This is a genomic window from Gibbsiella quercinecans, from assembly GCF_002291425.1.
Taxonomy (GTDB): Bacteria; Pseudomonadota; Gammaproteobacteria; order Enterobacterales; family Enterobacteriaceae; genus Gibbsiella; species Gibbsiella quercinecans.
Genome location: NZ_CP014136.1, coordinates 1,489,262 through 1,498,705, shown reverse-complemented (window position 1 = coordinate 1,498,705; position 9,444 = coordinate 1,489,262). Strand labels below are relative to the sequence as shown.

12 protein-coding genes and 2 pseudogenes are annotated in these 9,444 nt (G+C 57.9%); 9 read left to right on the top strand and 5 right to left on the bottom strand.

All coding sequences use genetic code 11. The features are described from left to right. Positions 1 to 11 precede the first annotated feature (11 nt). The 8 genes from ACN28Q_RS06955 (at position 12) to ACN28Q_RS06920 (ending at position 6,464) form a co-directional block, all read left to right on the top strand. Complete coding sequence (locus tag ACN28Q_RS06955) at positions 12 to 326, top strand: SH3-like domain-containing protein (RefSeq protein WP_250645090.1); 315 nt, start codon at positions 12 to 14, stop codon at positions 324 to 326. After that, positions 323 to 694: an SH3-like domain-containing protein gene (locus ACN28Q_RS06950; protein ID WP_250645089.1), complete on the top strand. Its 372-nt coding sequence runs from the start codon at positions 323 to 325 to the stop codon at positions 692 to 694. Before ACN28Q_RS06955 ends, ACN28Q_RS06950 begins: the two co-directional genes overlap by 4 nt. A 3-nt stretch (positions 695 to 697) precedes the next feature. After that, complete coding sequence (locus tag ACN28Q_RS06945; protein WP_095845675.1) at positions 698 to 1,177, top strand: nitrile hydratase accessory protein; 480 nt, start codon at positions 698 to 700, stop codon at positions 1,175 to 1,177. A 49-nt stretch (positions 1,178 to 1,226) separates the two neighbouring features. Further along, positions 1,227 to 2,237 (top strand): ABC transporter permease, encoded by a 1,011-nt coding sequence (locus ACN28Q_RS06940; RefSeq protein ID WP_095845674.1) that lies wholly within the window; start codon positions 1,227 to 1,229, stop codon positions 2,235 to 2,237. Continuing rightward, positions 2,234 to 3,268 carry an ABC transporter permease gene (locus ACN28Q_RS06935; RefSeq protein ID WP_095845673.1) on the top strand — a complete coding sequence of 345 codons (1,035 nt, stop codon included), beginning with the start codon at positions 2,234 to 2,236 and terminating at the stop codon, positions 3,266 to 3,268. The genes ACN28Q_RS06940 and ACN28Q_RS06935 overlap by 4 nt, the downstream gene beginning before the upstream one ends. 120 nt (positions 3,269 to 3,388) lie before the next feature. After that, complete coding sequence (locus tag ACN28Q_RS06930) at positions 3,389 to 4,612, top strand: sugar ABC transporter substrate-binding protein (protein WP_095845672.1); 1,224 nt, start codon at positions 3,389 to 3,391, stop codon at positions 4,610 to 4,612. A 50-nt stretch (positions 4,613 to 4,662) separates the two neighbouring features. Continuing rightward, positions 4,663 to 6,174 (top strand): sugar ABC transporter ATP-binding protein, encoded by a 1,512-nt coding sequence (locus tag ACN28Q_RS06925; RefSeq protein ID WP_095845671.1) that lies wholly within the window; start codon positions 4,663 to 4,665, stop codon positions 6,172 to 6,174. A 17-nt stretch (positions 6,175 to 6,191) separates the two neighbouring features. After that, positions 6,192 to 6,464: a hypothetical protein gene (locus tag ACN28Q_RS06920; protein WP_095845670.1), complete on the top strand. Its 273-nt coding sequence runs from the start codon at positions 6,192 to 6,194 to the stop codon at positions 6,462 to 6,464. Between the two features lie 44 nt (positions 6,465 to 6,508). Here ACN28Q_RS06920 and ACN28Q_RS06915 read toward each other — a convergent pair. The 4 genes and pseudogenes from ACN28Q_RS06915 to ACN28Q_RS06900 all read right to left on the bottom strand — a co-directional run. After that, positions 6,509 to 6,880 (bottom strand): annotated as a pseudogene (locus ACN28Q_RS06915) (transposase); the annotation flags it as partial. Further along, positions 6,876 to 7,037 (bottom strand): annotated as a pseudogene (locus tag ACN28Q_RS06910) (IS110 family transposase); the annotation flags it as partial. The pseudogenes ACN28Q_RS06915 and ACN28Q_RS06910, both read right to left, overlap by 5 nt. A 211-nt stretch (positions 7,038 to 7,248) precedes the next feature. Continuing rightward, complete coding sequence (gene mazF / locus ACN28Q_RS06905) at positions 7,249 to 7,581, bottom strand: endoribonuclease MazF (protein ID WP_095845669.1); 333 nt, start codon at positions 7,579 to 7,581, stop codon at positions 7,249 to 7,251. Beyond that, entirely contained in the window at positions 7,581 to 7,826 is a 246-nt protein-coding gene (locus ACN28Q_RS06900; protein WP_095845668.1) for an AbrB/MazE/SpoVT family DNA-binding domain-containing protein, read from the bottom strand. Before ACN28Q_RS06900 ends, mazF begins: the two co-directional genes overlap by 1 nt. Between ACN28Q_RS06900 and ACN28Q_RS06895 the strand changes: the two genes are divergently transcribed. Next, positions 7,795 to 8,436, top strand: a complete 642-nt coding sequence (locus ACN28Q_RS06895; protein WP_165907129.1) for an ATP-binding cassette domain-containing protein — start codon at positions 7,795 to 7,797, stop codon at positions 8,434 to 8,436. The two genes, ACN28Q_RS06900 and ACN28Q_RS06895, sit on opposite strands and share 32 nt — an antisense overlap. Before the next feature lie 68 nt (positions 8,437 to 8,504). Here the strand turns inward: ACN28Q_RS06895 and tehB are convergent, their stop codons facing one another. Further along, complete coding sequence (gene tehB / locus ACN28Q_RS06890; protein ID WP_095845666.1) at positions 8,505 to 9,362, bottom strand: SAM-dependent methyltransferase TehB; 858 nt, start codon at positions 9,360 to 9,362, stop codon at positions 8,505 to 8,507. Positions 9,363 to 9,444 lie beyond the last annotated feature (82 nt).

Sequence of the window (9,444 nt, the reverse complement as noted above, 5' to 3'; positions counted from 1 at the left end):
AGGAGAAAACGATGAACTCAATTCATGATGTCGGCGGTATGCATAACCTTGGCCCGGTGGCGATCAACCCCGGCGAACCGGTGTTTAAAGCCGAATGGGAGAAACAGGTATTTTCAACCATTGCGCTGTATTTTGCCGGCGGCCTGTGCCCGATTGACGAATTCCGTCATGCCATCGAGGTGATGGACCCGGCGGAGTACCTGAGCACGCCTTATTACGTGCACTGGTATCACGCGATGGAAACCCTGGGGCTGGATAACGGCCTGTTCACCGCCGAAGAGTTGGAAGCGAAAGTTCAGCAACTGGCGCAGCAGGAGAAAGCATGATGAAAATTTTAGAAAAAGATCAGGTCTATGGCGCGGTGAAAACCAACCCGGTTTACGTGCGCCCCACCGATCGCCCGGTGCGCTTTGCCGCCGGCGATAAAGTGCAGGCCAAAAATATCAACCCGCTGGGGCATACCCGCTTGCCGCGCTACGTGCGCGGCCGGATCGGCACAGTGGTGCGCCACCAGGGCTCCTTTGTGTTCCCGGACACCTACGCCCACGGCAAGGGCGAAAACCCGCAGCATGTTTACAGCGTGCGTTTTGAAGCGCAGGCGCTGTGGGGCGAAGAAACGCAGAGCAAAGACGCGGTCTACCTCGATCTGTGGGATGACTACATTGAGCCGCCCAACGGCGCCAAGGGGGAGTAAGCGATGATCAGCATGACCTTACAGACCACAGGCCACGCGGATGAGCCGGAAATCGCTTTCGGCGAACCCTGGCAGGCCGAAGCCTTCGCCACGGCGCTGCAACTGTCGCGCAATGGCCTGTATCGCTGGAGCGAATGGGTGCAGACGTTTGCCGACACTATCCGCCAGCAGCCGCAGCGTGAGGATGAAACCACCGGCGAAGCCTACTATCGCCAGTGGCTGAGCGCGCTGGAAACCTTGTTGCAGGAAAAGGCGCTGCTAAGCGGCGAGGATGTGATCGCGCGGCAGGCGCTGTGGCACCTGGCCTATCTGCACACGCCGCATGGCCAGCCGGTTTCCCTGCATCGCGTGGCGCATATTGCCGATCCCTGCACCACGCTCGATCGGGTGGCGCAGGATCATCACGCGCATCACCATCACCACCATGACGGCCACGGGCGCCTGGCGCCCAAACCGATCACCGTGGTGCCGGGGCTACGTTAAGCGGGAACCGCCTTTTCATTCCGCAATCAGCTAAACAGGACGCTCGACCATGAGTGACGTATCACAGGGCCTTCACCACAAGGCCCCGGGCTCCTTACGGCCCAAAAAAGGCAAAATCCCGCCGCTGCGCGGGGCCGCGCTGGCGGTGGTGGTCTATCTGATCATGTATGTGCTGTACGGCTGGTCGGAACCCAGCGCCTTCAGCGCCTACGCCATCGCCAACCTGATCAACAACGCCGCGCCGTTGGCGCTGGCGGCGGCCGGGCAAACGCTGGTGGTGCTGACGCGCGGGTTCGATCTGTCGCTGGCCGGGGTGATCTCCATCGCCAACGTACTGACCGCGCTGGTGCCGTTTGAAGGGCCGGGCGGCGCGCTGATTACGCTGCTGCTTTGCATGGGCGTCGGCGCGCTGTTTGGCCTGGTGAACGGCTACCTGGTGGCTTACCGCGGCATCCAGAGCATCGCCGCGACGCTCGGCACCATGATTATCGGCCAGGGGATCGCCCTGATCCTGATGCCGGTGCCCGGCGGTTCGGTTGCCGAGTTCGTCAGTGATACGTTGACGGATACGCTATGGCAGACCATTCCGGTATCGGCGCTGGTGCTGGCGGTATTTGCGCTGGTGTGGTTGGCGATCAAGCGCACCGATACCGGCATTGCGCTGTATGCCATCGGTGCGGATGACACCGCCGCCGGGCTGTCCGGCATCGGCGTGAAGTGGGCGCGCTGTAAGGCTTTCATCCTGGCGGGCTGCTTTTACGGCGCCGCCGGGTTTATGCTCAGCGCGCAAACGGCCACTGGCGATCCCAACTCCGGGCTGCCTTTTTTGCTGCTGTCGTTTGCCTCAGTGGCGCTGGGCGGCACCAGCCTAAGCGGCGGGCGTGGCGGCGCTTTCGGTTCGATGGTGGGGGCGGCGGTACTGCTGCTGATGCAAAAGATGCTGTTCGCGATGGGCGTTTCATCCTTCTACATCGGCTTTTTCCAGGGGGTATTGCTGATTTTCGCGATCGTCTGCGAAAAGCTGCTTAACCGCCCGACACGCGCAGGAGCAAGCTCATGAATAAATCAACCCTCACGGCGCCCGGCGAAGGCCGTGTCGATCAACGCGGTAGCAGCCGCTTCAACCCGGAAGCCGTGGCGCCGTTGCTGCTGCTGGCGGTGACCGTGTTGATGATCCTGTTCTCCCGCGTGATTAGCCCCGCGCTGGGCTCCTGGGCGCAGGTATTGATGATCATTACCCTGACCTCATTTCTGTTGGTGGTGGCGTTTGGCCAGGGGCTGGTGATCCTGGCCGGCGGCATGGATTTGTCGGTGGCTTCACTGTTTATGTACGGCGGCGTGATGTCGGCGGGCATGATCGGCAGCAGTGGCGACAACATCGCCTATATGCTGCCCTTTATCCTGCTGTCTGCGGCGGCTATCGGCGCCATCAGCGGGCTGGGGATCACGCTGCTGCGCATCCCGCCGTTCATCATGACGATGGGCACCGGGATTATCGTGGCCTCACTGGCCCTGGGCGCCAGCGGCGGCAGTACCCTGGGCGCATCGCCCCGGCTGCTGACCGAGCTGGTGAAAGGCAACCTGTTCGGCGTCCCGTGCATTGTGCTGTTCTTTATCGTCTTTAGTCTGCTGGGGCTGGCGATACAAACCCGCACGGTGTTTGGGCGCAATTTGTATGCGCTGGGCGGCAGCGCGGGGGCGGCGAAGGTCAGCGGTATCCCGGTGGGGGCGACTACCGTGGGTGCTTACGCGCTGAGCGGCCTGTGTGCGGCGCTGGGCGGAGCATTGCTCACGGGCTATTCCGACGGCGCAACCCTGCGCATGGGCGATCCCTACCTGTTGCCTTCCATCGCCGCGGTGGTGGTGGGGGGATCGTCGATTCTCGGCGGCAAGGGCACGTTTATCGGCACCATTGCCGGGGCGTTGTTTTTAGTCACCGTGGATTCGGTTATTGCCGCCACCGGGCTCGATCAGGGGTGGCGGTTAATTGTCTCCGGCGCCATTATCACCGTGGCGTTATTGTTCCAGTCCGGTTCGGCAAATTCATTTATTTTTCTGACCGGCAAAACCAGGGCGTTATTTACGCGTTAATAAAACGACGTTATTTCATTCACAATAACAGTGCAATCCAATGTATTTCCGGCAGCGGCCCGGCGGGATCCGTGCGTGCTTAATGCTTGACGTATAACGGGTGAATATTAGGAGTTAATTATGTTTCTGCATACACGTCTTAAAAGATGTGCGGCCGCGGCCGCCATTACGCTGGGGTTACTGGGTTATTTTTCTACGGCGCACGCCGAGGAAGAACCAAAGAAATATAAAATCTACCTGAGTTTAAGCTATAGCGGGAATAACTGGATGAGTGAAACCGCTAATATCATCAAGGCACTGGCGAAGACGCCGCCTTACGACAAAATGGTCGAGTTAACCGAGGTTATTTCCGGCACCGATCCGCAGGCGCAAATATCGGCTTATGAAAGCATGATTGCCGCTAAAGCCGACGGCATTATCAGCTTCCCGATTTCACCCACCGCGCTCAATCGGGTAGTGCGGCGCGGCTGCAGCCAGGGGGTGAAGTTCTTCATGTTTGACTCCACGGTAACGGAAAAATGTGCCTACAACGTGAGCTATATTTCCGCCGGCGCCGGCGAGAATATGGCGCAGGAATTGGTTAATCAGCTCGGCGGCAAAGGGAAGATATTTATGAACCGCGGCGTGCCGGGCACGTCGGTCGATAAGCGCCACTATGACGGCGCCATGCATATCTTCGCGAAATACCCGCAGATCCAGGTGGTGTCTGAATACTACGGCTACTGGGACGATCGCATCAGCCAGCGTGAAACCGCCAAAGCGCTGGCGGCGCACCCGGATGTTGACGGTATCTGGTCGGAACTGGGCGAGGCCGGCGTGCTGAACGCGGTGGCCGATCGCAAAGGCCGCATGATGCCGATCATGGGCGAAAACATGAACGGTTTCCGTCTGGGCTTCCTCAACGCTGATTATCGCCAGCGCGGCCTGAACGGCGTTTCCGCCGGTTCACCACCCGCCACGGCCGGTTATGCTTTCAAGCTGATGATGGAAGTGCTTACCGGCAAGCGCAAGCTGGAGCCCACCAATATCGAATATCCATTGCCGTGGGTCACTGCCGATCAGATCAAACTGTGCCAGGGCGGCACCATTGCCAATGGCTGCAACGTGTTTGAAAAAAATCTGGTGCCGGAAGGCTTCTCCACCGAAATCTACCATCCGCAATACCTGCCGGAGATCTCGCTGGATTCAGCGCTGAAAGGCATCCCGACGCCGGGCGCCACCATCCAACCGTTGCCGGCGGAGATCGTTAAAGCGGCGGATGAGCCGGGCATTAACTGCGAACGCTGCCAGGCGGCGCCGGATCAGTACAAGCTGACCAAAGTGCAGCCGACCGTTCAACCCTGATCCCCATATCCCGGTGGTGCCTGCCACCACCGGGAAGGAGGTACCCGACCATGCAACAACTGATGTCAGAAGGTATGCAGCTTTCGGCGGTCGCCAAATCCTATGGCGCGACCGTGGCGCTGGAAAGCGTCTCAATGCACATTGCGCCAGGGCAGGTTCAGGCGATTTTGGGGGAGAACGGGGCGGGGAAATCGACGCTGGTGAAAATCCTGTCCGGCGTAGTGGCGCCCAACGCCGGCAGCATCACGCTGGAGGGCAAGGCCTACACGCCGCGCACTCTGGTGCAGGCGCGCCATACCGGCGTCAGCACCGCCTTTCAGGAGCTTAGCCTGTTACCCAACCTGAGCGTGGCGCAGAACTTTTTCCTGCCGAAGTCATTAAAGCAGCAGATCGTCTTTAGTTCGCCCAAACGGATGTTGAGCCAGGCGGAGCAGATCCTGGCGGATCACAACGTTTTTGATATCCCGGCCGGCGCCAGCGTCGACAGCCTTTCTCTGGCAGCGCGCCAGCGGATCGAGATCGTGCGGGCAATGCATTATCGCCCACGGCTGCTGATCCTGGATGAGCCGACCGGTGCGCTGGCCGATGTAGACTGGCTGTTTGCCTTGATTCGTCGCCTGACGGCGATGGGCACCGCGGTGCTGTATATTTCCCATCGCCTGGCCGAGATCCGCGCGATCGCCAGCCATGCCACGGTGCTGCGCAGCGGCAAAACCATCTCGACGGTGCAGCTGGCGCAGGTCACCAATGGCGATATCTTTGAAATGATGGTGGGCCGGCGCTCTGCGCACAGCCAGGCCGCCGCGCGGGCGACGCCGCAGCGGCAACAGGCGGCGCTGGTGGCCAACGATCTGTGCGGGCAAAATTTCCGCGATGTGTCTTTCCAACTGTTTAAAGGCGAGATCCTCGGCGTGGCCGGCCTTGAAGGGCAGGGCCAGCGCGAACTGTTCCGCACGCTGGCGGGCCTGATGCGCCCGCAGGGCGGGCAAATGCTGCTGCAGGATCATGAAGTTACGCTGCGTAACCCGCGCGACGCGTTGCATAAACATGGCGGCATCGCCTTTGTGGCCGAGGATCGTAAAAGCGAGGGGATTTTCCCCACGCTCTCGACGGCGGCAAATGTCACCCAACCGGTTTTGCAACGTTTTGCCCGCGCGGGGCTGATTTTCGGCGATCGCGAGCGGCGATCGATCCAAAGCGTCGCGCCCGAAGTGGAACTGAGTGAGCGCTATTTGAACTTCAAAATCAGCAACCTTTCCGGCGGCAATCAGCAAAAGGCGTTGATTGCCCGCGCGCTGTTGACCGGCGCAGAAACGCTGCTGCTGTTTGATCCTACCCGTGGCGTTGACGTGGGCACCAAAGAGATCATCTACCAGGCGATCAATCGCTTTGCCGCTAAAGGCGGGGCGGTGCTGGTGTATTCCACGGATCTGGCTGAATTACAGGCGCTGGTGGATCGCTGCCTGATCATGTATAGCGGGCGGATCGTCGCCGATCTTCCGCGGGAGCAGCTTGATGAAGGAGAGATGGTCGGCTTTATGACCGGTAACCGTGCGGGCTAAGGAGATTTCCCGCGCCGATGGGCCGCGGGAATGCCATCGTGGGCGTTATCAAGCGCACCGATACCGGCATTGCGCTGTATGCCATCGGTGCGGATGACACCGCCGCCGGGCTGTCCGGCATCGGCGTGAAGTGGGCGCGCTGTAAGGCTTTCATCCTGGCCGGCGGCATGGATTTGTCGGTGGCTTCACTGTTTATGTACGGCGGCGTGATGTCGGCGGGCATGATCGGCAGCAGTGGCGACAGCATGATGCGGCGTGCGATATTTGACTCAGAAACTTGCGATATTTGAGTATCAATTGGGCGTGTTAGAAATTCCGTGTCACGATAAGTTCGTTATAGCGTAATCACCTTATTCAGCCGCCCATCAAAATAAATGGCTAACTGCGATAAGGTCAAGTTCCAGTTCTGAATCGGCATGGTCCATTTCTTCTGCGCATTCATCAGCCCCAGGTAAAGCACCTTTAACAGGCTGTTTTCATTCGGGGAGGCGCCTTTGGTTTTCGTCAGCTTACGGAACTGCCGGTGAACTGACTCGATGGCGTTGGTGGTGTAAATCACCTTGCGGATGTCTGCCGGATAGCGGAAGTAGGCCGACAGATTTTCCCACTTGCGACGCCACGATTGGAGCACCACCGGATACTGCTGGCCCCATTTCGCCTCCAGCGCATCCAACGCCATTTCTGCCGCTTCTTTTGACACCGCACGCTTCCATACCAATACAACAAGGCGGGAGATTGGCAAAATACGCCAACATTTTTGAGGGCGGCAACTGTTTTTTGAGCACAGTCTTACCCTGTGCATCAATGTCGTGGAGTTGAAAGACGCTTTTTGCCAGATCGATACCAATCGTTGTAATCTTCATGGTGGACGCTCCTGTTGTAAAATAGTGTGCTATGACACAACCATTTTGGCACATTGATGCCGGTTAAATGGGGGCGTCCATTCCATTAGAATGGTGTACAGGCTCCGTTAATCGTTTCTAGCAGTTGCTCCAAAGATGATACCCCTCACATCCTGATTCGCCGCGACATACGGCGTGGATGTGAAGGGTATGGAGTGTGTTATTTAGAGGCTTATCCGATCAGCGCTTTTGCTTTAGCCCTGATATCTGCAAGTTCGGCAGCACTGACTATCCCTTTTTTGGCAACCTTCCTTGCCCGCCAGTCTATGCATGTCACCTGATCCGCCAGTGCCACGCCGTCCCTATCACCCGCGATTTCCACCTCAAATGGATAATCCTTAGCCTTTGTCGTGCATGGAACGCACAGCAATAGCCCAACCTTGTTGTTGTAGGCAAAAGGTGACAAGACAACAGCTGGTCGGCGTCCGCCCTGCTCATGCCCTTCTACCGGATCGAAGTCTAGCCAGATTAAATCACCGGCATCAGGTACAAAACGCGATACCATTAGATCAATTCCTTCCCAACCGGTCCACCAAAATCCACTTTCTCATGCAGATTTTCATCAGTTATTCCAACTAACAACGCATCTAACGAATACTCTTTCGCTCGTACCGGAACGATCACAATACGGCCATTTTCTACGACAATATCCACAGTATCATCAACATTCAGCGCTGCTGCTTTCATAATCGCCGCTGGCAACCTTACAGATGGGCTATTGCCCCATTTTTTAACCACTGACTGCGCCATAATTCATTCTCCACAAGATGTATATACGTTTGGATATACATTAAGCCGGGTTAAAAAAAGAGTCAACATTGTTGATACACTGAAAAAATCACAATCTCCGCACCACAGCTGCTCTAATCACAAACAGGAGCTGTTATGGAACAGAACGGTAATCCCCCCAAAAAAGCAGAGTATTCAACCGGTTTTGCAACGTTTTGCCCGCGCGGGGCTGATTTTTGGCGATCGCGAGCGGCGATCGATCCAAAGCGTCGCGCCCGAAGTGGAACTGAGCGAGCGCTATTTGAACTTCAAAATCAGCAACCTTTCCGGCGGCAATCAGCAAAAGGCGTTGATTGCCCGCGCCCTATTGACCGGCGCAGAAACGCTGCTGCTGTTTGATCCCACCCGTGGCGTTGACGTGGGCACCAAAGAGATCATCTACCAGGCGATCAATCGCTTTGCCGCTAAAGGCGGGGCGGTGCTGGTGTATTCCACGGATCTGGCCGAATTACAGGCGCTGGTGGATCGCTGCCTGATCATGTATAGCGGGCGGATCGTCGCCGATCTGCCGCGGGAGCAGCTTGATGAAGGGGAGATGGTCGGCTTTATGACCGGTAACCGTGCAGGCTAAGGAGATTTCCCGCGCCGATAGGCCGCGGGAATGCCGCCAGAGCGCCGGTTGTGGCGCAACCGTGGGCGTTATTTCCGCGCCAGGAGGGTGGCGAAACGCAGGCGGATACGGTTGCCTTCGGCATCGGTTTTATGCAGTGCGCCCACGTCCTCATTGTATTTGATGATATCCCAGCCCTGGTAGGCGTTTTTCAGCTCGCCGGGCTTAAAGGTGAACGGGAAGGGCAGCGGGCACGGGTAGTCAGGGGTATCCATTGCGGCGACGATCAGGTTATAGCCGCTGGGCACGGTGCTGGCCTGCATGTCCAGCAGCAGGCGCGGTATGGCGGCCGGCTCCAGGAACATCATCACCACCGTTGAGAGGATAAAATCATACTGGCCGCTAAGGCGCAGGCTGTTGAGATCCCGCTCGGCGGCGGTGATGTTGCTCAGCCTTTCTTGATCGATAATGCCGTTGAGCGTGGCGATGCTCAGTGGGTTTTTATCCCAGGCGGTTACGTTGAAGCCTTTCAGGTTCAGATACAACGCATTGCGCCCGCTGCCACAGCCCAGATCCAACGCGTTGCCGGGGGCGATCTGCTCCACGGCTGCAATGACTTCAGAGTGGGTGCGCGTCAGGCCGTGTTTTTTCTGGTAGTAGTCTTCCGCGCTGCAGTAAAACGCCAGTTGGCAGAGCATATCGGCAGAACAGGAAACGATGCGGTGCCATTGCTGCGGCTCCACGAACGGCGGCTGGCTTTCCGGGGTGAACTGCAGGGTTTGAGTGGTTTCCCCGGCTTCGGTCATCAGTGCAAAATCCAACGTGCCGCGCAGTATCCGCAGCCTGGCCCAGGTGCCGGCCTGCGTGTTGTGCTTTTGCCGGAAAGCCGCGGGCAGCGTGGCGTTGTCCCATTGCGGCATGGTTTTATAGCAGAATAGTGTTTCCATGGGTTTTCCCCTGATGTGGCGCCGGTTTCGGCCTGATGATGATTAATAAGATGCATGTAAAATACACCTTATTGGCAGTGAT

Bases quoted from the DNA above. Each gene is read 5' to 3' on its own strand.
- ACN28Q_RS06955 (WP_250645090.1), top strand. From the start codon at position 12: ATGAACTCAATTCATGATGTCGGCGGTATGCATAACCTTGGCCCGGTG.
- ACN28Q_RS06950 (WP_250645089.1), top strand. From the start codon at position 323: ATGATGAAAATTTTAGAAAAAGATCAGGTCTATGGCGCGGTGAAAACC.
- ACN28Q_RS06945 (WP_095845675.1), top strand. From the start codon at position 698: ATGATCAGCATGACCTTACAGACCACAGGCCACGCGGATGAGCCGGAA.
- ACN28Q_RS06940 (WP_095845674.1), top strand. From the start codon at position 1,227: ATGAGTGACGTATCACAGGGCCTTCACCACAAGGCCCCGGGCTCCTTA.
- ACN28Q_RS06935 (WP_095845673.1), top strand. From the start codon at position 2,234: ATGAATAAATCAACCCTCACGGCGCCCGGCGAAGGCCGTGTCGATCAA.
- ACN28Q_RS06930 (WP_095845672.1), top strand. From the start codon at position 3,389: ATGTTTCTGCATACACGTCTTAAAAGATGTGCGGCCGCGGCCGCCATT.
- ACN28Q_RS06925 (WP_095845671.1), top strand. From the start codon at position 4,663: ATGCAACAACTGATGTCAGAAGGTATGCAGCTTTCGGCGGTCGCCAAA.
- ACN28Q_RS06920 (WP_095845670.1), top strand. From the start codon at position 6,192: ATGGGCCGCGGGAATGCCATCGTGGGCGTTATCAAGCGCACCGATACC.
- mazF (WP_095845669.1), bottom strand. From the start codon at position 7,581: ATGGTATCGCGTTTTGTACCTGATGCCGGTGATTTAATCTGGCTAGAC.
- ACN28Q_RS06900 (WP_095845668.1), bottom strand. From the start codon at position 7,826: ATGGCGCAGTCAGTGGTTAAAAAATGGGGCAATAGCCCATCTGTAAGG.
- tehB (WP_095845666.1), bottom strand. From the start codon at position 9,362: ATGGAAACACTATTCTGCTATAAAACCATGCCGCAATGGGACAACGCC.